Source organism: Arthrobacter hankyongi (genome assembly GCF_022012395.1).
In the GTDB taxonomy this organism is placed as follows: Bacteria; Actinomycetota; Actinomycetes; order Actinomycetales; family Micrococcaceae; genus Crystallibacter; species Crystallibacter hankyongi.
In genome coordinates this window covers 755,418-777,385 of the sequence record NZ_JAKLTQ010000001.1, presented here as the reverse complement: position 1 = coordinate 777,385, position 21,968 = coordinate 755,418, and the positions used below count along the sequence as shown (strand labels likewise).

At 69.4% G+C, this 21,968-nt stretch carries 21 protein-coding genes; 18 read left to right on the top strand and 3 right to left on the bottom strand.

Annotated elements, in window-relative coordinates; genetic code table 11:
• Positions 1-104: 104 nt before the first annotated feature.
• From glyA to LVY72_RS03530, 11 genes are all read left to right on the top strand, one after another.
• Entirely contained in the window at positions 105-1,400 is a 1,296-nt protein-coding gene (gene glyA / locus LVY72_RS03580) for a serine hydroxymethyltransferase (protein WP_308190672.1), read from the top strand.
• The gene (locus LVY72_RS03575; RefSeq protein WP_237818070.1) at positions 1,400-2,617 is read left to right on the top strand and encodes a sarcosine oxidase subunit beta family protein; all 1,218 of its coding nucleotides are present in this window, start codon (positions 1,400-1,402) and stop codon (positions 2,615-2,617) included. Before glyA ends, LVY72_RS03575 begins: the two co-directional genes overlap by 1 nt.
• A 14-nt stretch (positions 2,618-2,631) precedes the next feature.
• Positions 2,632-2,952 (top strand): sarcosine oxidase subunit delta, encoded by a 321-nt coding sequence (locus tag LVY72_RS03570; protein WP_237818069.1) that lies wholly within the window; start codon positions 2,632-2,634, stop codon positions 2,950-2,952.
• Positions 2,949-5,870, top strand: a complete 2,922-nt coding sequence (locus LVY72_RS03565) for a sarcosine oxidase subunit alpha family protein (RefSeq protein WP_237818068.1) — start codon at positions 2,949-2,951, stop codon at positions 5,868-5,870. The genes LVY72_RS03570 and LVY72_RS03565 overlap by 4 nt, the downstream gene beginning before the upstream one ends.
• Positions 5,863-6,492: a sarcosine oxidase subunit gamma gene (locus LVY72_RS03560; protein WP_237818067.1), complete on the top strand. Its 630-nt coding sequence runs from the start codon at positions 5,863-5,865 to the stop codon at positions 6,490-6,492. Before LVY72_RS03565 ends, LVY72_RS03560 begins: the two co-directional genes overlap by 8 nt.
• Positions 6,492-7,892 carry an L-serine ammonia-lyase gene (locus tag LVY72_RS03555; protein WP_237818066.1) on the top strand — a complete coding sequence of 467 codons (1,401 nt, stop codon included), beginning with the start codon at positions 6,492-6,494 and terminating at the stop codon, positions 7,890-7,892. The genes LVY72_RS03560 and LVY72_RS03555 overlap by 1 nt, the downstream gene beginning before the upstream one ends.
• A 14-nt stretch (positions 7,893-7,906) precedes the next feature.
• A complete protein-coding gene (gene purU, locus LVY72_RS03550; protein ID WP_237818065.1) occupies positions 7,907-8,773 on the top strand; it encodes a formyltetrahydrofolate deformylase in 867 nt (288 codons plus the stop codon).
• 189 nt (positions 8,774-8,962) lie between these two features.
• Positions 8,963-9,586 carry a TetR family transcriptional regulator gene (locus LVY72_RS03545; protein WP_237818064.1) on the top strand — a complete coding sequence of 208 codons (624 nt, stop codon included), beginning with the start codon at positions 8,963-8,965 and terminating at the stop codon, positions 9,584-9,586.
• Entirely contained in the window at positions 9,583-11,235 is a 1,653-nt protein-coding gene (locus LVY72_RS03540) for an MDR family MFS transporter (protein WP_237818063.1), read from the top strand. Before LVY72_RS03545 ends, LVY72_RS03540 begins: the two co-directional genes overlap by 4 nt.
• A gap of 129 nt (positions 11,236-11,364) precedes the next feature.
• Positions 11,365-11,829 (top strand): DUF6325 family protein, encoded by a 465-nt coding sequence (locus LVY72_RS03535; protein ID WP_237818062.1) that lies wholly within the window; start codon positions 11,365-11,367, stop codon positions 11,827-11,829.
• A 12-nt stretch (positions 11,830-11,841) separates the two neighbouring features.
• Positions 11,842-12,228: an SHOCT domain-containing protein gene (locus tag LVY72_RS03530; RefSeq protein ID WP_237818061.1), complete on the top strand. Its 387-nt coding sequence runs from the start codon at positions 11,842-11,844 to the stop codon at positions 12,226-12,228.
• A gap of 33 nt (positions 12,229-12,261) precedes the next feature.
• Here LVY72_RS03530 and LVY72_RS03525 read toward each other — a convergent pair whose 3' ends face one another.
• Together LVY72_RS03525 and LVY72_RS03520 are read right to left on the bottom strand one after the other, a co-directional pair.
• The gene (locus LVY72_RS03525) at positions 12,262-13,119 is read right to left on the bottom strand and encodes a peptidase (protein ID WP_237818060.1); all 858 of its coding nucleotides are present in this window, start codon (positions 13,117-13,119) and stop codon (positions 12,262-12,264) included.
• Positions 13,120-13,190: 71 nt separating this feature from the next.
• On the bottom strand, positions 13,191-14,315 hold the full coding sequence (locus LVY72_RS03520; protein ID WP_237818059.1) for a VIT1/CCC1 transporter family protein: 1,125 nt from the start codon (positions 14,313-14,315) through the stop codon (positions 13,191-13,193).
• Positions 14,316-14,583: 268 nt separating this feature from the next.
• On the opposite strand from LVY72_RS03520, the gene LVY72_RS03515 reads away from it, so the two are divergent.
• Together LVY72_RS03515 and LVY72_RS03510 are read left to right on the top strand one after the other, a co-directional pair.
• On the top strand, positions 14,584-14,985 hold the full coding sequence (locus LVY72_RS03515) for a YidH family protein (protein WP_372463667.1): 402 nt from the start codon (positions 14,584-14,586) through the stop codon (positions 14,983-14,985).
• Positions 14,986-14,989: 4 nt separating this feature from the next.
• Positions 14,990-15,334 carry a DUF202 domain-containing protein gene (locus LVY72_RS03510; RefSeq protein WP_237818058.1) on the top strand — a complete coding sequence of 115 codons (345 nt, stop codon included), beginning with the start codon at positions 14,990-14,992 and terminating at the stop codon, positions 15,332-15,334.
• A 14-nt stretch (positions 15,335-15,348) separates the two neighbouring features.
• Here the strand turns inward: LVY72_RS03510 and LVY72_RS03505 are convergent, their stop codons facing one another.
• On the bottom strand, positions 15,349-16,872 hold the full coding sequence (locus LVY72_RS03505) for a sodium:solute symporter family protein (RefSeq protein WP_237818057.1): 1,524 nt from the start codon (positions 16,870-16,872) through the stop codon (positions 15,349-15,351).
• A gap of 159 nt (positions 16,873-17,031) precedes the next feature.
• On the opposite strand from LVY72_RS03505, the gene LVY72_RS03500 reads away from it, so the two are divergent.
• The 5 genes from LVY72_RS03500 to LVY72_RS03480 all read left to right on the top strand — a co-directional run bounded on the left by LVY72_RS03500 (position 17,032) and on the right by LVY72_RS03480 (position 21,968).
• Positions 17,032-17,607, top strand: a complete 576-nt coding sequence (locus LVY72_RS03500; protein ID WP_237818056.1) for a helix-turn-helix domain-containing protein — start codon at positions 17,032-17,034, stop codon at positions 17,605-17,607.
• A 124-nt stretch (positions 17,608-17,731) separates the two neighbouring features.
• Positions 17,732-18,808, top strand: a complete 1,077-nt coding sequence (gene speB, locus LVY72_RS03495) for an agmatinase (RefSeq protein ID WP_237818055.1) — start codon at positions 17,732-17,734, stop codon at positions 18,806-18,808.
• On the top strand, positions 18,805-20,487 hold the full coding sequence (locus LVY72_RS03490) for a thiamine pyrophosphate-binding protein (RefSeq protein WP_237818054.1): 1,683 nt from the start codon (positions 18,805-18,807) through the stop codon (positions 20,485-20,487). The genes speB and LVY72_RS03490 overlap by 4 nt, the downstream gene beginning before the upstream one ends.
• A 169-nt stretch (positions 20,488-20,656) precedes the next feature.
• The gene (locus tag LVY72_RS03485; protein WP_237818053.1) at positions 20,657-21,385 is read left to right on the top strand and encodes a DUF4190 domain-containing protein; all 729 of its coding nucleotides are present in this window, start codon (positions 20,657-20,659) and stop codon (positions 21,383-21,385) included.
• A 100-nt stretch (positions 21,386-21,485) separates the two neighbouring features.
• The gene (locus LVY72_RS03480) at positions 21,486-21,968 is read left to right on the top strand and encodes a MarR family winged helix-turn-helix transcriptional regulator (protein ID WP_237818052.1); all 483 of its coding nucleotides are present in this window, start codon (positions 21,486-21,488) and stop codon (positions 21,966-21,968) included.

The following is a 21,968-nucleotide window of genomic DNA, read 5'->3' as shown; positions in this document are numbered from 1 at the left end:
TATATCAGAATCGGAGAAAAGAAATTTTAGTTTTCCGACTCTGATACCGAAGTTTTCGATATCGGCCCCCCGATACCGATTTCCAATACCCAAGGAGAATCCGCATGGTTGACGTCATGGCCGCTTCGCTGGCCGCCCTCGACCCCGATGTCTCCGCCGCCGTGGAGCGTGAACTGCACCGCCAGCAGTCCACCTTGGAGATGATTGCCTCCGAGAACTTCGCCCCGGCAGCGGTGATGGAAGCGCAGGGCTCGGTCCTGACCAACAAGTATGCCGAGGGCTACCCGGGACGCCGCTACTACGGCGGCTGCGAGCACGTTGATGTGGTCGAGCAGCTGGCCATCGACCGGGCGAAGGAGCTCTTCGGTGCCGGCTTCGCCAACGTCCAGCCGCACTCCGGTGCCCAGGCCAACGCGGCCGCCATGTTCGCGCTGCTGACCCCCGGGGATACCATCCTGGGCCTGAACCTGGCCCACGGCGGGCACCTGACCCACGGGATGAAGATCAACTTCTCCGGCAAGCTCTACAACGTGGTCTCCTACGGCGTCTCGGAGGAAACCCACAGCATCGACATGGCCGAAGTAGCCCGCCTGGCCGAGGAGCACAAGCCGAAGCTGATCGTGGCCGGCTGGTCCGCCTACTCCCGCCAGCTGGACTTCGCCGAGTTCCGCCGCATCGCCGACTCGGTCGGTGCCTACCTGATGGTGGACATGGCCCACTTCGCCGGCCTGGTCGCCGCCGGCCTGCACCCGAACCCGGTGCCGTTCGCCGACGTCGTCACCACCACCACGCACAAGACCCTGGGCGGCCCGCGCGGCGGCATCATCCTGAGCAACACCCCGGAGATCGCCAAGAAGATCAACTCGGCCGTCTTCCCCGGCCAGCAGGGCGGCCCGCTGATGCACGTGGTCGCGGCCAAGGCCGTGGCCCTGAAGGTCGCCGCCTCCGAGGACTTCAAGGACCGCCAGCGGCGCACCCTGGAAGGCGCGAAGCTGCTGGCCGAGCGCCTGCTGGCCGACGACGTCAAGGCGGCCGGCATCAGCCTGGTCAACGGCGGCACCGACGTGCACCTGGTCCTGGTGGACCTGCGCGACTCGGAGCTGGACGGACAGCAGGCCGAGGACCGGCTGCACCGGGTCGGCATCACGGTCAACCGCAACGCGGTCCCGTTCGACCCGCGCCCGCCGATGGTCTCCTCCGGCCTGCGCATCGGCACCCCCGCACTGGCCACCCGAGGCTTCGGCCCTGCCGAGTTCGCCGAGGTCGCCGACATCATCGCCACCGCCCTGATCCGGGACCTGACCGACGAGCTGGCCCGGGAACTGCGCTCCCGCGTGGAAGTCCTGGCCGGCAAGTTCCCCCTGTACCCGACCACCGCAGACCAGAATGGAGCCCAGTAATGGCTGACCTGCTGCCCGAGCACCCGGAATTCCTTTGGCGGAATCCGGAGCCGAAATCCTCCTACGACGCCGTGATTGTCGGCGGCGGCGGCCACGGCATTGCCACCGCCTACTACCTGGCCAAGAACCACGGGATGACCAACATCGCCATCCTGGAGCGCGGCTGGCTGGCCGGCGGCAACATGGCCCGCAACACCACCATCATCCGCTCCAACTACCTCTGGGACGAGTCCGCCGCGATCTACGAGCACTCGCTGAAGCTCTGGGAGCAGCTGCCTGAGGAACTCGAGTACGACTTCCTGTTCAGCCAGCGCGGCGTGCTGAACCTGGCCCACACCCTGGGCGACGTGCGCGAGTCCGTGCGCCGGGTCAACGCCAACAAGCTCAACGGCGTGGATGCCGAGTGGCTGACCCCCGAGGAAGTCAAGGAAGTCTGCCCGATCGTCAACATCGGCGACGACATCCGCTACCCGGTCATGGGCGCCACCTACCAGCCGCGCGCCGGCATCGCCAAGCACGACCATGTGGCCTGGGCCTTCGCCCGTAAGTGCGACGAGATGGGCGTGGACATCATCCAGAACTGCGAGGTGACCGGCTTCATCAAGGACGGCAACCGTGTGGTCGGAGTCGAGACCACCCGCGGCCGGATCCTCACCGACAAGGTGGGCCTGTCCGCCGCCGGCCACTCGTCCGTGCTGGCCGAACTGGCCGGGTTCCGGCTGCCGATCCAGTCCCACCCGCTGCAGGCCCTGGTCTCCGAGCTGTTCGAGCCGGTCCACCCGACGGTCGTCATGTCCAACCATGTGCACGTCTACGTCTCCCAGGCGCACAAGGGCGAACTGGTCATGGGCGCCGGCATCGACTCCTACAACGGCTACGGGCAGCGCGGCGCGTTCCACGTGATCGAGGAGCAGATGGCTGCCGCCGTCGAGCTCTTCCCGATCTTCGCCCGGGCGCACCTGCTGCGCACCTGGGGCGGCATCGTGGACACCACCCTGGATGCCTCGCCGATCGTGAGCACGACGCCGGTGGACGGCGTCTTCGTGAACTGTGGCTGGGGTACCGGTGGCTTCAAGGGCACCCCGGGCGCCGGCTACACCTTCGCCCACACCATCGCCACCGGCGAGGCGCACCCGCTGAATGCACCATTCGCGCTGGAGCGCTTCGAGACCGGCCACCTGATCGACGAGCACGGCGCCGCCGCCGTGGCCCACTAGGAAGGACTCCTTAGATGATCCTCATTGAATGCCCCTTCTGCGGGCCGCGCGACGAAACCGAATACCACTACGGCGGCGAGGCCCATGTGGCCTACCCCGAGGACCCCAACCAGCTCTCCGACCGTGAGTGGGCCGAGTACCTGTTCTACCGGAGCAACCCCAAGGGCCTGTTCGCCGAGCGCTGGGTCCACTCCGGCGGCTGCCGCAAGTGGTTCAACGCCGTCCGCGACACCGTCACCTACGAAATCAAGGCCGTCTACCGGGCCGGCGAACCCCGCCCCGATTTCGCCTCCCTGACCTCCGCAAGCGCCATCCAGGAAGGAGCCGCGAAGTGAGCACCACCCAGACCCACCGCCTGGCTGAAGGCGGCCGCATCGACCGCGGTGCAGCCCTGTCCTTCACCGTGGACGGCACGTCCTACACCGGTTACCAGGGGGACACCCTCGCCAGCGCCCTGCTGGCCAACGGCGTCATCGCCTGCGGCCACTCCATGTACCTGAACCGCCCGCGCGGCATCATGAGCGCAGGCGTTGAGGAAACCAACGCGCTGGTCCACGTTTCGGCCACCGGCGAAGCCAACCCGGTGGACGAGTCCATGCTCACCGCCACCACTGTGGCGCTGCACGAGGGTCTGGCCGCGCGCTTCCTGTCCGGCCTGGGCACCCTGGACCCCCGCGAAGACACCGCCCGCTACGACAAGAAGTACGTGCACGCCGACGTCGTCGTCGTCGGTTCCGGCCCGGCCGGCCTGGCCGCGGCCCGCGAAGCCGTGCGCGGCGGCGGACGCGTGATCCTGATCGAGCAGGACACCGAGTTCGGCGGCTCGCTGCTGTCGGCTCCCGGGGAAGAGATCGAGGGCAAGCCTGCCGGCCAGTGGGTGGCCGAGGTGCTCGCCGAACTGGAAGCGGCCGAGGAGGCCACGCTGCTGAAGCAGACCGTGGCGTTCGGCAGCTACGACTCGAACTACCTGCTGGCCAGCCAGAACCGCACCGGCCACGCAGGCCAGGCTGCGGCAGGCGTTTCCCGCAGCCGGCTGTGGCACATCCGCGCCAAGCAGGTCGTGCTCGCCCCGGGTGCGCTGGAGCGGCCCATCACCTTCGCCAACAACGACCGTCCCGGCGTCATGCTCGCCAACGCCGTGCGCAGCTACGTCAACCGCTACGCGGTGGCTCCGGGCCGCAACGCTGTCTTCTTCACCACCAATGACAGCGTCTACGACGCCGTCCAGGAGCTGGCCGCCGCCGGTGTGAAGGTCGCCGCCGTCGTCGACGCCCGTGAGCAGCTGTCCGCCCGTGCGGCGGCAGTACGCGCAGCAGGCGTGGAGGTCATCACCGGCTCGGCCGTGGTGGACACCGAGGGCGCAGGGCAGGCCGGCCGGATCAGCGCCGTCACCGTCAGCGCGCTCGACGACGCCGGCAACCCGGCGGGCGAAACCCGCCGGATCGAGGCCGACCTGCTGGCCGTCTCCGGCGGCTGGACCCCGACCATCCACCTGCACAGCCAGCGCCAGGGCAAGTCCCGCTGGGACGAGTCCCTCGCCGCCTTCGTGCCGGTGGCCGCGGTGGCCGGCCAGCACGTGGCCGGCGCGCTCAACGGCACCTTCGACACCGCGCACAGCGTGCTCGAAGGCGCGGCTGCCGGCCGTACCGCGGCCAAGACCGCCGGCTTCCCGGTCCCGGGCGGCGAGGAAATCGTTGCCCCCTCCGCCGAGGTGCGCCGCGCCGCAGCCGGAGAGTTCCGCGAGGTCTGGCTGGTGCCCGGCGCCGGCACGGCAGCCGAGGACTTCGGCACCCACTTCGTGGACCTGCACCGGGACCAGACCGTCAAGGACGTGCTGCGCGCCACCGGTGCCGGCATGCGCTCCGTGGAGCACGTCAAGCGCTACACCTCCATTTCCACCGGCGACGAGCAGGGCAAGACCTCGGGCGTGAACGTGATCGGCGTGATCGGGCACGCGCTCAAGAGCGGCGACATCGCCGGCATCGGCACCACGACGTACCGCGCGCCCTACACCCCGGTGGCCTTCGTGGCGCTGGCGGGGCGTCAGCGCGGGGTGCTGTTCGACCCGGCCCGCCTCACTTCCATCCACCCCTGGCATGTCGCGCACGGCGCCCTTTTCGAGGACGTCGGACAGTGGAAGCGTCCCTGGTACTTCCCGAAGCCGGGCGAGGACATGGACGCCGCCGTGCTGCGCGAATGCGCGGCCGTGCGCGAGTCCGTGGGCTTCATGGACGCCACCACGCTGGGCAAGATCGAGGTCCGCGGCAAGGATGCGGCCGAGTTCCTCAACCGCATCTACACCAACGCCTACAAAAAGCTCGCGGTCGGCATGTGCCGGTACGGTGTCATGTGCACCCCGGACGGCATGGTCTTCGATGACGGCACCGTGATGCGCCTGGCCGAGGACCGCTTCCTGCTGACCACCACCACCAGCGGCGCCGCCAAGGTGCTGGACTGGTTCGAGGAGTGGCAGCAGACCGAGTGGCCCGAGCTGGACGTGGTCTTCACCTCGGTCACCGAGCAGTGGTCCACCATCGCCGTCGTCGGCCCGAAGTCCCGCGCGGTGCTGGCCAAGCTGGCCCCGGAGCTGGATGTCTCCAACGAGGCTTTCGGGTTCATGGCGTTCCGCGACGCCACGCTGGCTTCCGGGGTCCCGGCCCGGATCGCCCGGATTTCCTTCTCCGGCGAACTGGCCTTCGAGATCAATGTCCCCGCCTGGTACGGCCTGCACGTCTGGGAGTCCGTGGCCGAGGCCGGGGCTGAATTCAACATCACCCCGTACGGCACCGAGACCATGCACGTGCTGCGCGCCGAGAAGGGCTTCATCATCGTCGGACAGGACACCGACGGCACGGTGACCCCGCAGGACGCCAACATGGAGTGGATCGTCTCCAAGGCCAAGGACTTCGTGGGCAAGCGCTCCTACTCCCGGATCGACAACGTCCGCGAGGACCGCAAGCAGCTGGTCGGGGTGCTGCCGGTGGACAAGTCCTTCCGGCTGCCGGAGGGTGCACAGCTGGTCAACCAGGGCACCCGGATTGCCCCGGCCGAGGCACCGGTGCCGATGGAGGGCTACGTGACCTCCAGCTACCAAAGCGCCGCGCTGGGCCGGACCTTCGGCCTGGCACTGGTCAAGAACGGCCGCAACCGCATCGGTGAGACGCTGCAGGCCCCGCTGGACGGGCAGCTCGTGGACGTTCTCATCGCCGATCCTGTACTTTTCGACCCTGAAGGGAGCCGTCGTGATGGCTGAGCAAGTAATGACTGATATTTCCCACCTGCGCCGCAGCCCGCTGGCCCACTTGGAGGACATCCTCCGGGAAAGCGCCGTGGCAGGCGAACGCGGTGTGGCCGTGCGTGAAATCCCGTTCCTGACCCAGGTGGGACTGCGCGCAGAGCCCGGCTCGGCCGCCGCGGCGGCCCTCGAGGCCGCGGCCGGCGTGCCCCTGCCCACCCGCGTGGGTGAGACCACCGGGGCAGCCGACGACACCGCGGTGCTCTGGATCGGCCCCGACGAGTACCTGCTCATCGCGCCGGAGGGCTCCGATGTGGCAGCGCGGCTGACCGCCGCCCTCGACGCCGAGCCGGGTGCCGTCGTCGACCTGTCCGCCAACCGCACCACGCTGGAACTGACCGGGCCCTCGGCCCGCGCGGTCCTGCAGAAGGGCTGCCCGGCGGACCTGCACCCGCGCGTCTTCGGTCCCGGCACCGCCGTGGCCACCACGCTGGGGCTGGTCCCGGTGCTGGTGTGGCGGACGGCGGACCAGGGCGCAGGCCAGACCTACCGGATCCTGCCGCGTGCGTCCTTCGCGGACTACACCGCGCGCTGGCTGGTGGACGCCATGACCGAGTTCGCGGCTCCCGAGGTACCGTAATGGCGCTGAGCGCGCTGGATCTGTTTTCCGTTGGCATCGGGCCCTCCTCCTCCCATACGGTGGGCCCGATGCGGGCGGCCCGGCGGTTCACCGCCGGGCTGGCCGCGGACGGCGTGCTTGAGTCCGTGGCGCGGGTGCGGGCCGAATTGTTCGGCTCGCTCGGCGCCACGGGCTGGGGCCACGGCTCGGACAAGGCAGTGGTGCTGGGCCTGGCCGGCGAGGACCCGGAGACGGTTGACACGGACACCGCTGACGACCAGGTCCGCGAAGCCGCCACCGGCGGCAAGCTGGTACTCGCTGGAGCCAGGCCGGTGCGCTTCGACTTCGATGCCGACGTCATCCTGCACCGGCGCAAGACCCTGCCCGCGCACCCGAACGGGATGACCTTCTTCGCGTACGACGACGCCGGGGCCCTGCTGCGCGAGCGGACCTACTATTCGGTGGGCGGCGGCTTCGTGGTGGACGAGGACGCTGCCGGGGCGGACCGGATCGTCCCGGACGCCACCGAACTGCCCTACCCCTTCACCACCGGCGCGCAGCTGCTGGCGCACTGCCGGGCCGAGGGCAAGTCGATCGCCCAGATCATGCTCGCCAACGAGCTGTCCTGGCGCTCCGAGGACGAACTGCGCACGAGGCTGCTGCACATCTGGAACGTGATGCAGCAGTGCGTGGAGAACGGCTGCACCCGCACCGAGGAAACCCTGCCCGGGGGCATGAAGGTCCGCCGCCGGGCACCCGGGCTGCGCCGCAAGCTGCGTGCCGCCGAGGCCGAAGCCACCGCGGACGGCAAGCCGGTCTCGGACCCGCTCTGGGCGATGGAATGGGTCAACCTCTACGCGCTGGCCGTGAACGAGGAGAACGCCTCCGGCGGCCGGATCGTCACCGCCCCGACCAACGGTGCTGCCGGCATCATTCCCGCCGTGCTGCACTTCTACACCCGATTCGTGCCCGGTGCCAACGAGGACGGCGTGGTGGACTTCCTGCTCACCGCGGCGGCGATCGGGATCCTGTTCAAGGAGAACGCCTCGATCTCCGGTGCCGAGATGGGCTGCCAGGGCGAGGTGGGCTCGGCCTGCTCGATGGCCGCCGGCGCACTGTGCGCGGTGCTCGGCGGGACCCCGGAACAGGTGGAGAACGCCGCCGAGGTGGGCATCGAGCACAACCTCGGGCTCACCTGCGACCCGGTGGGCGGGCTGGTGCAGATTCCCTGCATCGAGCGCAACGCGATCGCCAGCGTGAAAGCGATCAACGCGGCCCGGCTGTGCCTGCAGGGCGACGGGACGCACAAGGTCACGCTGGACATGGCGATCAAGACCATGCGCGACACCGGACGGGATATGAAGGTTAAATACAAGGAGACCTCCCGCGGAGGTCTGGCCGTCAATGTCATCGAATGTTAAGGGAGAAGAACCATATGCCTGAGGAGAACGGCGCCGAGCATGTGCTGACCCTGGACTGCCCGGAACGGCCTGGAATTGTCCACGCAGTCTCGGGGTTCCTGCTCGACCACGGCGGCAACATCCTGGACATCAAGCAGTTCGGCGACCGGCGCACGGGGCATTTCTTCATGCGGGTGCATTTCGCGTCCCCCGATGCCCCCGGGCTGACCGAGAAGCTGCGCGAGGCCTTCGAGCCGCTGGGGCTGGAATTCGCGATGAACTGGAAGCTGGATGTGCACGGGGCCAAGCGCCGGGTGCTGGTCATGGTGTCCAAGTTCGAGCATTGCCTCAACGACCTGCTCTTCCGGGAGCGCACCGGCGAGCTGCCGGTGGACATCGTGGCCGTGGTGTCCAACCACCTGGACCACCAGCGCCTGGTGGAATGGCACGGCATCCCGTTCTTCCACATCCCGGTCACCGCGGCGAACAAGCCGGAGGCCGAGGTGAAGCTGCTGGAGCTGGTGGACCGGTTCGAGGTGGAGCTGGTGGTGCTGGCCCGCTACATGCAGGTGCTCAGCGACTCGCTGGCCACGAAGATGGAGGGACGGGTGATCAACATCCACCACTCGTTCCTGCCTTCCTTCAAGGGCGCCAAGCCCTACCACCAGGCCTACGAGAAGGGCGTGAAGACGGTGGGCGCCACCGCGCATTACGTCAACGCCGAGCTTGACGAGGGCCCGATCATCGCCCAGCAGACCGTGGAGGTGGACCACACCTACGGCCCGGAGGACCTGGTCGCAGCCGGCCGGGACACCGAGCGCAAGGCGCTTTCCAACGCGGTCAGGTGGCACTGCGAGGGCCGGGTCATGCTGCACGGGAACCGGACCGTGGTCCTGCGCTGACCCGCCGGTCACGCTGACAGCTCCGGCACGACTGTCACTGAACGACGGCGGCCGGCGCCCTTCCGTACGAAGGGCGCCGGCCGCCGTCGTGCTGTCCGCAGCCGCCCGGCCCCGGAACGAAGGGCGGGAAAAATGCGCAAGTGAAAATTTGCAGTTGTGTAATTTTCCTATGGCTGCAATTATGGTTCGGTGAGTCAACCAACTTCGCTGCGGGACCGCAAGCGCGCGGAAACCTGGAACGCCCTGCACCAGGCCGCGGTCGATACTGCCGTCTCCGGTGGTTTGGAACAGGTGACGGTGGAGGCGGTCGCCGCGGCGGCCGGCGTCTCCTGCCGCACTTTCTTCAATTATTTCGCCACCAAGGAAGACGCCGTGCTCGGGCTGCGGGAACCCACGGTGGACGAAGCGGTGCTGGCCGGCTACGACGTCGACGGGGACCTGCTGGAGGAAACCGGCCGGCTCATGCTCAGCGTCATGCGTTCCATCCAGGGCGGCGACGAGGAATCGAGCCACCGGCCCGAGCTGTTTGCGAAGTACCCCCACCTGCTGCACCGGCGCTTCCAGTACGTCACCAAGGTGGAGCAGCTGCTGGCCGGCCTGGTGGCCGAGCGGCTGCAGGCCTCGGCCCGCTGGCAGGGCCGGGAGCACGAATTCGATGCCGGCGAAACCGCCCGGATGCTCGTGATGGTTGTTGCCGCCGGCATGCGCTACGTCATGCAGAAAACCGCCACCCGCCCCACCCGCGAAGCCCAGTTCGCCGCCCTCGATGACGGGCTGCGGCTGATGCGCGGCGTCCTGAAGGAGCTCCAATGACGCAGACCGACCGCCGGCCCAACCTGGCGCTGGTGTTTGTGGCCCTGGTCCTGGCCATGCTGCTGGCCTCCCTGAACCAGACCATGCTCGTCACCGCGCTGCCCACCATCGTGGGCGAACTCAACGGCGCGAGCCTGATGCTCTGGATAGTCACCGCCTATATCCTGGCCTCCACCGTGATGATGCCCATTTACGGCAAGCTCGGGGACCTGATCGGGCGCAAATACCTGCTGGTGGCCGCCATCGCGGTCTTCCTGGCCGGTTCGGTGGCCGGGGCGCTGGCTCCGGACATGGGCTGGCTGATCGCCGCCAGGGCGCTCCAGGGCATCGGCGGCGGCGGCTTGATGATCCTCTCCCAGGCGATCATCGCGGACGTGGTTCCGGCCCGCGAGCGGGGCAAGTACATGGGTGCGATGGGCGGGGTGTTCGCCTTTTCCTCGGTGGTCGGGCCGCTGATCGGCGGCTGGCTCACCGAAGGGCCGGGCTGGCGCTGGACCTTCTGGTTCAACCTGCCCGTGGGTGCGCTGGCGCTGCTCGGGGCGCTGCTGTTCCTCAAACCCCGTGCCGTCACGGTGCGGCCGCGGCTGGATCTCTGGGGCATGGTGCTGCTGGCCATGGCCACCACCTGCCTGGTGCTGGCCTCCAGCTGGGGCGGCAGCAGCTTTGCCTGGAGCCACCCGGTGATCCTGGCCCTGCTGGGCGCTACGGTCCTGGCCGGTGCGGTCTTTGTGCTGGTGGAACGGCGCACGGCCGAGCCGATCATCCCGCTGCAGCTGCTGCGGGACCGGAACTTCATCCTCGCCACGCTGGCCGGCCTGCTGGTGTCCGTGGCCATGTTCGGCGCCCTGGGCTATATGCCCACCTACCTGCAGATGGCACACGGGGCCACCGCCACCAGCGCCGGCCTGCTGATGATCCCCATGATGTCGGCGATGCTGCTCGCTTCGCTGGTTGCCGGCATGCTGGTCGCGCGGACCGGGCGGTACAAGTGGATGCCGGTGGCCGGGTCGGCCGTCACGGCCGTGGGGCTGGCGATGCTCGGGTCGGTCCACCCGGACACCCCGCTGTGGCGGCTGTGCCTGGACCTGGCGCTGCTGGGCCTGGGCCTCGGGCTGAACATCCAGATTTTGGTCCTGATCGTGCAGAATTCCTTCCCGCTGCGCCAGGTGGGGACCGCTACCGCCGCGCACAATTTCTTCCGGCAGATCGGCGCGACGCTGGGATCGGCGCTGGTGGGCAGCCTGTTCGCCCACCGGTTGACCGACCTGCTGGGCCAGCGGCTGCCCGGGGCCGCGGCGTCCTCCACCGGCGGCGGCAATTCGCTCACCCCCGACCTGCTGCACACGCTGCCGGAACCGGTCCGGGCCGTGATCGTCCAGTCCTACAACGAGTCGATGATGCCGCTGTTCCTGCTGATGATCCCGCTGGCGGTGCTGGCCACCGTGCTGTGCCTGTTCGTCACCGAACGGCCGCTGGCCACCAGCCTGGAGCACGAGGTTCTGCCCGCGGCCGTGCCCGGTGCCGTTTCGGAGGGCACTGGGCGCATCACCGCCGGGACCGCGGGGGACGGCCCGGCCACCACCGCCCTGGCCGGCGACCGTGCCGGACGCAGGGGGTCCGGGCTGCCGGTGGACGCCATCGAACGGTAGGCCGCAGGGTGCCGGGCCAGGCGCTGCCGGGGCCGGCGGTTGCTGTACGGGGCTGCATCCCCGCTGCTACGCTGTGTGGCGTAGGTCACGGCGTGGTCCGTGGTGTGCACCAATCGTGAGGAGCTTCACGTGGATGAGTTGGAGTACGGTCCCGTCGAAATGTTCGTCGCCGGCTACACCGGTGACGGCCCGGATCCGCAGATCGTGGAGGCCATTCTCGAGCTGGTGAACGCCGGAACGGTGCGGCTGCTCGACCTCCTCTTCGTCTCCCGCGCCGCGGACGGCAACCTGACGGTCGACGAACTGGAAGCCGTCGGTGACCGGTACGGCTTCGGCAGCATCGAGCTTGCGGCCAGCGGCATCGCCGGTGACGAGGACATCGAGGCCATCGCGGAAGCCATCGAGCCCGGCGTCTCCGGTGCGCTCCTGGTGATCGAACATGTCTGGGCGAAGCGGCTGGCCAACGCCCTGTACCAGGCTGGCGGAAGCGTCCTGTTCAGCGACCGCATCCCGGCCCCCGCCGTCAACGCGGTCATGGCCGAAGCCGCCGCCGAAGCCCCCGCCGAATCCACCACTGAACAACCTGTGGAATAAAAGGAGTACGTCATGCCACTCATGCGTCGAGGAGGGCGTCCCGGGCTCATCGGCATGGCCGCCCGGACCGCCGTTGTGGCCGGGACGGCCACGGCAGTTTCCGGCCGGGTTGCCAGGCACCAGGAGGCCAAGGCCGAGGAGAAATACGCGGCCCAGCAGTACGAGGCCCAGCAGGCAGCCGCCGACGCCGCGCCGCCGGCGCCGGCCTACGCCCCGCCACCGCAGGCCGCCTACGCTCCACCGCCGCCGCAGGCTGCCTACGCTCCGCCGCCGCCTGAGCCGGCAGCCGAGGGCGGCAGCGACCTGACCTCGCAGCTGCAGCAGCTTGCGGCCCTGCACTCCCAGGGCATCCTGTCGGAGGAAGAGTTCGCGGCCGCGAAAGCCAAGCTGCTTTCCTGAACCCGGCAGCACCGCAGCCGGAGACAAACGGGGCTACAGATCGGGGACGCAGGGCCCCCGGCCGAGCAAGTCGAGCCCGGTCAGGTCGCCGTCGCCGAAATCCGTCACCCCGGTGCGGGCCTCGCTGTTCATCAGCTGTGCCGGGTCCTCGACATGGTCCAGGCCAACCAAATGCGCCAGTTCGTGCATGATGATCGACGCCGCGGCCGCCTGGCCGTCGGCCGTGCCCAGCAGCGTGCGGAACTGCGGGGAATCCAGTTCCACTTGGCCGGACACGTACGCCGCGGTGCCGCCGTGCGAGGCCCAGGCGCTGCCGCCCATCCCGATCGTATCCCCGCGCAGCACCGGGCTCTCCGCGGGGGTGGCCCAGGCGATCAGAACCGGGGCCCAACGGTCCCCGTAGCGCCCCGGCTGGTAGGCCGGCCGGTCCGGGCTGGGTGCTTCGGTGGTGTGGCCCTCGTAGACGAATTGCAGCCCGGTTGCGCCGGACACCCGGTGCACGGCCCGCTGGATGAGTGCGTCCGCGCCAGGCGGAGCGTCCTGGTCCCGGACAACGTAGCGGATCGCCCGGCACGGGTCGTAGGCCACGAAGGACTGGCCCCGCACGCCGCTGTCCAGCAGCCGGTAGCTCTGGCTGTGGCTGCGCAGCGGCGCCGGCGAGGCCAGCCTGGAGGTGGAACTGCCCAGGCCCGGCGGCGGATAGTTCCGGCCGGCCGGGCCCGCGGTGGCCGGGTCGCTGAACGGAAAGGAACCGGCCGCGCCGCTGTGCTGGGAAGGGGAACGGGAGGCGCCGTCGGGATGGGCGAACCAGAACCCCGCCGCGGCCGCCAGCACCAGCAGCACCGCGCCGGCGAGGAGCCGGGCGGCAAGAGCCGGCGGCCGACTGCGCATGGGCCCCTCCCCGGTGAGTAGGTGGCTCAAGCGTAGCGGTCCCCGCCGCCTCAGGTAAGCGCCTGCCGCACTCAGCCCACGCTGGTCCCGAACGCCAGGCCCAGCAGGTAGGTGGCCAATGCCGCGCCGAAACCGATGGCCAGCTGGCGGAAGGCGCGCTTGGCCGGGGATGCTCCCGAGAGCAGGCCGACAACGGCGCCGGTGCACAGCAGGGCCAGGCCCACCAGCAGCAGCGACACCAGGACGGCGGCCAGCCCCTGCAGGCCGAACAGGTAAGGCAGGATGGGGACCAGGGCGCCGGTGGCGAAGAAGCAGAAGCTGGAGATGGCCGCGTTCCAGCCGGTGCCGATCTCCTCGTATTCGTTTTCGTAGAATTCGGGCGCCTGCAGGGACAGGCTCGGATCGCAGTCGCAGTCCAGATGCCCCATGCGTTCGGCGGCGCGGTGTTCGGCGGCCTCCTGGCTCATGCCGCGTGCACGGTAGAGCAGCACCAGTTCGTTGGCGTTCAGGTCCAGGTCCGGTGCCGCGGCCAGCGAGATCTGGGTGGGCTTGGTGGCGTTCAGCAGCTCACGCTGCGAGCGGACCGAGACATATTCGCCGGCCCCCATCGAGAGGGCACCGGCCAGCAGCCCGGCAATGCCGCTGAACAGCACGAAGCTGGCGGAGGCGCCGGTGGCGCCGATGCCCATGATCAGGGCCAGGTTGGAGACGAGCCCGTCATTGGCGCCGAAGACGGCGGCCCGGAAATTGCCCGAGAGCCGGGCCCGGCCCCGGGTGGCCAGCCCGCGGATGACTTCCTCGTGGATCAGTTCGTCTGCGGCCATCGCGCTGGTGGCGGCCGGCTCCGAGCTGTAGGGGGAGCGGCCCTCGGCCCGCTGGGCCAGCGCCATGACAAACACGGAGCCGAAGCTGCGGGCCAGGAAACGCAGCAGGATGCGCCGGGGGGAGGGGCGGACGGACTTGGCCGCGTGCCCGCCCAGCAGGTCCACCCAGTGTTGTTCGTGGCGGCCTTCGGCCTCGGCCAGCTCGAGCAGGATTTCCCGTTCCTCGCCCGTGCGGCGGCGGGCCAGATCGCGGTAGATGGCGGCCTCCGCGCGTTCATCCGCGAGGTAGCGGCGCCATTTCCTGATGTCGGCGGCCGACGGCTCATCCGTCAGCGGGCCGGAAGGGCCGGGGGAATGGGGTGTGCGGTCCACGGTGCTCCTGGTTGGGGACCGGAGGCGCGTAGGTGCCGGCTCCGGTCAGCGTATCTCAACTGACCGAAGGTCTCGCTCGCCCGGACGGTGCCGGGTGGACTGCCGGGCCGGAACTATCCGGCCAGTATGTCGACAGGCCTCCACGCCTGCCGCCGGTTCTGCGGTCTGATGGCGGTGGAGCTACTCCCCTTCGCTGCATCAATTGTACCTGACGGTGCTCCGCACGACGGCCGGACGAGGCTGGTGTCACTGCCACTAGGATGGTCTGGTGGCCTCTGAAGCAACTCCTCCCTCCGACCCTGCCCGCGGCAAGTTCGCGTCCCGTCTGCTGCGCGGCGGCATCGAGCCGGACCCACGGTTCACCCTCGCCAACGAACGCACCTTCCTGGCCTGGATCCGCACCTCCCTGGCGTTCCTGGCCGGCGGGATCGCGGTCGAGGCCTTCACCACCGACCTGATCATTCCGGAGGTCCGCAAGACCGTGGCGGTGCTGCTGCTGCTGCTGGCCATGATCATCGGCGGCGGTGCGTTCTTCCGCTGGCTCGGCGTGGAACGCGCCATGCGGCAGAAGGCGCCGCTGCCGCTGCCGCTGATTGCCCCGATCCTGGCCATCGGCGGGGGGATCGTGGCGGGCATCCTGGTCATTTTCGTCCTCTCCCGGCCCGCCTGAGCCGATGGGCAACGGCACCGTCCCGGAACACCACGACGCCGGCCTGCAACCCGAGCGCACCACGCTGGCCTGGGGGCGCACCATGCTCTCGATGGTGGTGGCGGCAGCCATCTTCCTGCGCTGGACGCCGCACCACGGCTGGTTTACCGGCATCCTGGTGGGGGCCACCCTCTGCGCGGCGCTGGCCATCAACCTGACCCAGAAGCGGCGCCACCACCGCGCGGTACGGGGCATCGCCGCCGAAACCGTGCACGCCGACGCCGCGGCCGTGCTGTGGACGTCGGCCAGCGTGGTCCTGCTGGGGGCGCTGGGGATCTACGCGGTGCTGTTCCTGCCGCTGGACGGCTGAGGGAGCGGGGCGTCCTACCGTACGGGTGCGCCTTCGGGGCCCTCCACCGGAACCTCCTCGGCGACGGCGCCGGCCACCCGGCGGTTCCAGGCGGCCACGACGGCCGGATCCGTCGGCCGGCTGAGCAGCGAGACGGCGACGTACGCCACCAGCGCGGCGATGAGGCCGTAGTAGATCGGTTCGTTGGCGTAGATGCCGTCGTACTGGTTCTTGGCATTGGCTTCCAGCACGATCATGGTGGTTAGTGTGACCACAGTGCCGGCCGCCATCGCGGCCGCAGCGCCGAGGCCGGTCCCGCGCTTCCACAGCAGGCCGCCGATGATCGGGATCAGCAGCCCGCCGACCAGGATGTCGTAGGCAATGGTCAGGGCGGCGACCACATCGTGGACCACGATGGCCAGCACGATCGCGACCACGCCCAGGCCCAGCACATACCAGCGGCTGCCCTGGACATCGTGCTCCGGGTTCCCGGCATGTCCGTGGTGTGCCGGCTTGCCGAACCAGGAGCGCACGAACGGCACGACGTCGGCCTTGGCCACGGTCGCGGCGGCAATCAAGGTGCCCGAGGCGGTGGACATCATGGCCGCCACGGCGGCGGCCAGCACGATGCCGCCGATGCCGATCGGCAGGATATTCATCGCCACGTCCGCGTACACATCGTCCTTGACCTCGATGTTGGGCAGCGCCACCGAGGCCGCCATCCCGATCAGCGCGCCGGCCACACCGTAGAGAATGCAGTACACACCTGCGGTGGTACCGCCCCAGCGCGCCACCTTCGGGGTGCGGGCGGTGAAGACCCGCTGCCAGATGTCCTGCCCGATCAGCAGGCCGAGGGTATAGACCACGAAGTAGGTGATGATGGTCTGCGCACCGATGCCGCCGATGTCGAAGAAGGAGGCATCAACGCGCTCGCGGATCCCCTCGAGCCCGCCGGCCTGGTTCCAGGTGAACGGCAGCATCAGCAGGAACACGCCGATGGTCTTGATCACGAACTGGGCCATGTCCGCCAGCGTGATGGACCACATGCCGCCGATGGTGGAGTAGGCCAGCACGATCGCGCCGCCGATGGCGATGGCCACCCAGCGCTCCCAGCCGAAGAGCACCACCAGGATCGTGGCGTAGGCGCCGGTGGAGGTGGCGCAGAGCATCAGCGTGTAGGCCAGCATGACGATGCCGGAGACCTTGGTAGCGCTGACGCCATAGCGAAGGGTCAGCATTTGCGCCACCGTGTAGATCTTCAGCCGCTGCAGCGTGGGGGCGAAGAACAGGCTCAGCACCAGCACGCCGGTGCCGATCGCCACCACCAGCCACATGCCGGAGAAGCCGAACTTATAGCCCAGCCCGACGCCGCCGACGGTGGAGGCCCCGCCCAGGACGACGGCGGCCATCGTGCCGGTGTACAGCACGCCGCCCAGCCGCCGGCCGGCTACCAGATAGTCGCTGTTGTTCTTGGTGCGGGACTTGCCCCACCAGCCGAACAGCAGCATCGAGACCAGGTACGCCACCACGATCCCGGCATTGAGAATTTGTCCATCCATGGGGTTCCTGCTTTCGCGCTTCAGGAAGGAAATTTGCCTGACAGGCAACAACTGTTGAGTGATAGGCTAAATGTGTCGCGCGGCACACGTCAACTTCCCATAAGCTCGAAAGGCGCGTGCCGGGGGCCGCGGTCAAGCAGCGAGGAATGGGGATTTATTGTGAAGGCACTGCCGATCGAGCCGAGCAATGCGCCGCTGGCCATTGGCTCGCGGATTCGGGCCGCCCGCCAGGGCCAGCGGCTGACGATCGAGCAGGTCGCCGAGTCGACCGGGCTGACCAAGGGTTTCCTCAGCCGGGTGGAGCGGGACCTGACCTCGCCCTCGGTGGCCTCGCTGGTCACGTTGTGCCAGGTGCTGGCGGTTCCCATCGGGAACCTGTTCGTGGACCCCGAAACCTACCTCACCCGCCGCGGCGAGGGCCCGCGGGTCAGCCTGGGCGGCGAGGGCATCCACGAGAAACTGCTGACCCCGCGCCACGAACGCCGGCTGCAGATTATTCGCGCCGTGATCGAGCCACGCGGCCACGGCGAATCCGAACTGTATGCGGTGGACTGCGACGTGGATGTCTTGCACGTGGTCTCCGGCCGGATCACCGTGGTGTTTTCCTCCGAGCGCTACGAGCTCGACGCCGGGGACACCCTGACCTTTCCCGGCCGCGAGCCGCATACCTGGGCCAACGAAACGGACCAGAAGGCCGTGGTGGTGTGGACCCTGGTCCCTGCCGCTTCCCGCTGAGGCGCCGGTCCGGCTGCGCCGCCGACCCCGGTGGGGGTGCAGCCTTGACGGCCGAACGGGGCGCATTTAGCCTGAAGTGCAACAGTTGATGCATATTTGACAACTTTTGACAGGAAGGCCGTTCATGGAAGAGCTTCGGATCGAGGCCAACGGAAACCTCGGGCCCATTGATTCCTCGCGGGTGCCCCGGTATGCGGGGGCGGCGACGTTCGCCCGGCTGCCGCGGCTGGACCAGGTTGGGCATGCGGATGTGGCCGTGGTCGGGGTGCCCTTCGACGCCGGGGTCTCCTACCGGCCCGGGGCACGTTTCGGCGGCAACCACGTCCGGGAGGCGTCCCGGCTGCTGCGTCCCTACAACCCGGCCTGGGACGTCTCCCCGTTCGAGGAGGTCCAGGTCGCGGATGCCGGGGACATGGCGGTGAACCCGTTCAATATCGGCGAGGCCATCGAGACCATCCAGGCCAACGCGCTGGAGCTGACCTCCGCCGGGACGAAGCTGGTGACCCTGGGCGGAGACCACACGATCGCGCTGCCGCTGCTGCGCGCGGCCGCGGCCCGGGCCGGCGAGCCGGTGGCGATGCTGCACTTCGACGCGCACCTGGACACCTGGGACACCTACTTCGGCGCCGAGTACACCCACGGCACCCCGTTCCGCCGGGCAGTGGAGGAGGGCATCCTGGACACCGAGGCGATCTGCCACGTGGGCACCCGCGGGCCGCTGTACGGCAGGCGCGACCTGGACGACGACCACCGCTTCGGCTTCGGCATCGTCACCAGCGCCGACGTCTACTACAAGGGCGTGGCCGAGACGGTCGCGGCCCTGCGGGAGCGGATCGGGGACCGGCCCCTGTACGTATCCGTGGACATCGACGTGCTGGATCCGGCCCATGCCCCGGGCACCGGCACCCCCGAGGCCGGCGGGATCACCAGCCGGGAACTGCTCGAGATCATCCGCGGCCTGCGCGGGTTGAACCTCGCCGGCGCGGACGTAGTCGAGGTCGCCCCGGCATACGACCACGCCGAGATCACCGGGGTGGCCGCCAGCCACACCGCCTTCGAGCTGGTCACCCTGCTGGCCGACAACGCCGCCCCCGGCGACCGCCACGGCCAGGATACCGGCTACGCCCGCCAGTCGCTCGACCGCATCCGCACCACCGCGCCGGTGGCCGGATCCCAGGAAACCCAGGAGAGCTTCGAGTGACCGCCGTGGACGCCGCCCTGCCCCGGCGCAACGGTGGGGACCTTGTCGTCGAAACCCTGAGCGCCCTGGGCGCGACGACGGTGTTCGGCATCCCCGGCCAGCACGCGCTGGGGCTCTTTGATGCGCTGTCCCGCTCCGACCTGCATTTCGTCTCGTCCCGCGTCGAGAACAACTCGGCCTTTGCCGCGGACGGCTTCTCCCGGGCCACCGGCGAGGTCGGCGTGTTGTTCCTGTCCACCGGGCCCGGGGCACTGACCGCGCTGGCCGGGCTGCAGGAGGCCTATGCCACCGGCGTGCCGATGGTGGTGGTAGCCAGCCAGGTTCCGCTGGAGGGCCTGGGGGCCCGGCGCAAGGGGATGCTGCACCAGCTCGATGACCAAAAGGCCTCCGCGGCCAACGTCACCAAGAGCCAGCGGCTGATCCAGCACGCTTCCGGCATCCCCTCGGCCATCCAGGACGCCTGGACCGAGGCCATCTCCTCCCCGGCCGGCCCGGTATGGCTCGAGATCCCGCAGAATGTGCTGCTGGATCCGGTGATTGTGCCGCCGGTCGAGGATGCCCTCGCCGAGGCCGCCGACAATCCGCCGCGCACCGAGCTGGTCAAGGAAGCGGTGAAGTGGCTCGCCGCGGCCGAGCGTCCGGCCATCATTGCCGGCGGCGGGACGCGGCGGGGCGCAGCCGAGCCGGCGCTGCTCTCGCTGGCGGAGAAGCTGCGTGCCCCGGTGGTCTGCACCCCGGGCGGCAATGGCGCCTTCCCTTGGCACCATGAGCTGTCGCTGCAGTCGTGGATCGAGGACCGCTACACCACCGAGGTGCTGGAAGACGCCGACGTGCTGCTGGTGGTCGGTTCCTCGCTCGGGGAGGTCACCAGCAACTACTTCACGATGGAGCCGCGCGGACGCATCATCCAGATCGACGCCGAGCCGCGGGTGCTTGAATCCAACCGGCCGGCGCTGGGGATCAGGGCTGACGCCGGCCAGGCGCTGCAGGCGCTGGACACTGCGCTGGATGCAGCCCTGGCCGTATCCGCGGCCGCGCCCGACTGGCACGGGATGCCCCCGGAAGTGCTGGTCAAGCAGACCTTGGCCAGGATCCAGGCGCGTCTGGACGCCCAGGACCTGGGTGTCGAACGCCGGTTCATGGCCGACCTCCGTGCGGCGGTGCCGGACGACATGCAGACCTTCTGGGACATGACCATCTCGGCGTACTGGGCCTGGAGCTGCTGGGACGCCCGCAGCGGCCGGTTCCATTCCGCCCAGGGCGCCGGCGGCCTCGGCTTCGGCTTTCCCGGCGCCATCGGCGGCGCCGTCGGCCTGTCCGTGCAGGGCCGGCCGGCGCGGGTGCTGGCGGTGTCCGGCGACGGCTCGGCCATGTATTCGATCAGCGAGCTGGCCACCGTCCGCCAGCACAACCTGCCGGTTACCTGGCTGATTGTCGACGACGGCGGCTACGGCATCCTCCGCGAGTACATGGTGGAGGCGTTCGGCAAAGCCACCGCGACGGAACTGGCACGGCCTGACTTCGTCCGGCTCGCCGAGTCCTTCGGCGTCCCCGCCCGGCGGGTGGCGCCGGACGCGGTGGGCCCGGCACTGGCCGAAGCCCTCGCCGCGGACGGGCCGAACGTCGTCGTCGTCGAGGCGCAGCTGAAGATGTTCGCCCCCACGCATAGCCAGCCGTAGGGACCGGTTCCGGCCACCTGCTGCGCTTGCGGGAGGCCCCTCGGCCGCTAGCGTCAAGCGTCCTCCCGCCACAAGCTCCGCTTGCGGCGGGGCCCTCGGCCGCTAGACTGCATTCAGGCGGCGCGTTCCCGCTGCCTGAATGCGGTCATCCAGCCCGACAGGGGTACCCATGTCCGATCCTTCTCCCCGGCCCGGTGGAGCCGGCGAACCCGACGACGCTGCCCGGGACGGGAACCGCCCCGCGGGAATGCCGGAGCCGGCCAGGCAGGACGCCTACCCGCCGCCCTACGGCCGGCAGGGTGCCTATGCAGTGCCGGCTGGCTACGGGCCGTCCGGCTATCCGCAGCAAGGCTACGGCTACCCGCCCGGGCCCAAGTCGGGCCTGGCCCTGACCGCGCTGATCCTGGGCATCGTTGCGGTCGTGTTCGCGATGATCCCGGTGGTCGGCCTGCTCAGCTTCATCATCGGGCTGCTTGCCTTGGTCTTCGGCATTGTCGCGCTGGTGCAGCGGCAGCGGAAGCCAATGGCGGTGACCGGCATGGTGCTGGGCCTGCTCGGCATCCTCATTGCCGGCGCGGTGACGGCGTTCATCGCCTTCTTCGTCTCCCGCACGGTGGGCAACCACACGGTCAGCTACCGGGTCACCACCAGCCAGCCCGCCACTGTCACGTACTACAACGGCCACGAGACCGTGGACCGGCAGGTCAGCGGCAGTTGGGCGGACGACTTCACCTTTACCGGCCTGCCGATCGGTGCGGTCACGGTGAACGTTCCAGGCGGTCATGCCAGCTGCGAGGTCGTCCTGGACGGCCGCCCCATCTCCCAGAACTCCGGCAACGGACGGGTCGAATGCCTCTCGGCCGATCTGGGCGACCAGCAGGACCAGGACCGGTCCTGATCGTGCCCCGGGCAGTCCGCGCGATAACCCGCGCCCCAATGCGGCGGCCTGCCGGTGCCGGGCTATATTTGCAGTAGGCAACAAACTCTTGGAGGCATCCGTGGGCGTGGACAATGAGACCGCCGCCGAACTGACCAACAGCATCTTCGCCCTGCAGCGGCAGCTGCGCTCCGCCACCCAGCTGCTGGCGGACCCGGCGGGCCCGGGATTCGCGCTCCAGGGCGTGATGCGGATCATCGGCGAAGCCGGGGAGCTGCGTGCCACCGAGCTGGCGGCCCGGCTGGGGATCGGTCCGGCCGGGCTGAGCCGCCACATCGCGGAACTGGAGACCGCCGGCTACGTGGTGCGCCGGCCGCATCCGGAGGACGGGCGCGCCTTCCTCATTTCCCTGTCCGAACAGGGCATCGAGCATATGCGCGCCGAGGTGGCACGCCGCTCCGCCAGCCTGCAGCAGGTGCTCGCGGACTGGACCGACGCGGAAGCACGATTTGCGGGGGAGGTCCTCCAGCGGCTCACCGCCTCACTCGAGTCCGCCCTGCAGGAGATGAAGCCTGGCCAGCAGCTGGCAGCGGCAACGGCATAG

Coding starts and splice junctions, on each gene's coding strand:
- LVY72_RS03570 (WP_237818069.1), top strand. CDS start 2,632: ATGATCCTCATTGAATGCCCCTTCTGCGGGCCGCGCGACGAAACCGAA.
- LVY72_RS03485 (WP_237818053.1), top strand. CDS start 20,657: ATGTCCGATCCTTCTCCCCGGCCCGGTGGAGCCGGCGAACCCGACGAC.
- LVY72_RS03560 (WP_237818067.1), top strand. CDS start 5,863: ATGGCTGAGCAAGTAATGACTGATATTTCCCACCTGCGCCGCAGCCCG.
- LVY72_RS03575 (WP_237818070.1), top strand. CDS start 1,400: ATGGCTGACCTGCTGCCCGAGCACCCGGAATTCCTTTGGCGGAATCCG.
- LVY72_RS03505 (WP_237818057.1), bottom strand. CDS start 16,872: ATGGATGGACAAATTCTCAATGCCGGGATCGTGGTGGCGTACCTGGTC.
- LVY72_RS03510 (WP_237818058.1), top strand. CDS start 14,990: ATGGGCAACGGCACCGTCCCGGAACACCACGACGCCGGCCTGCAACCC.
- purU (WP_237818065.1), top strand. CDS start 7,907: ATGCCTGAGGAGAACGGCGCCGAGCATGTGCTGACCCTGGACTGCCCG.
- speB (WP_237818055.1), top strand. CDS start 17,732: ATGGAAGAGCTTCGGATCGAGGCCAACGGAAACCTCGGGCCCATTGAT.
- LVY72_RS03525 (WP_237818060.1), bottom strand. CDS start 13,119: ATGCGCAGTCGGCCGCCGGCTCTTGCCGCCCGGCTCCTCGCCGGCGCG.
- LVY72_RS03540 (WP_237818063.1), top strand. CDS start 9,583: ATGACGCAGACCGACCGCCGGCCCAACCTGGCGCTGGTGTTTGTGGCC.
- glyA (WP_308190672.1), top strand. CDS start 105: ATGGTTGACGTCATGGCCGCTTCGCTGGCCGCCCTCGACCCCGATGTC.
- LVY72_RS03555 (WP_237818066.1), top strand. CDS start 6,492: ATGGCGCTGAGCGCGCTGGATCTGTTTTCCGTTGGCATCGGGCCCTCC.
- LVY72_RS03530 (WP_237818061.1), top strand. CDS start 11,842: ATGCCACTCATGCGTCGAGGAGGGCGTCCCGGGCTCATCGGCATGGCC.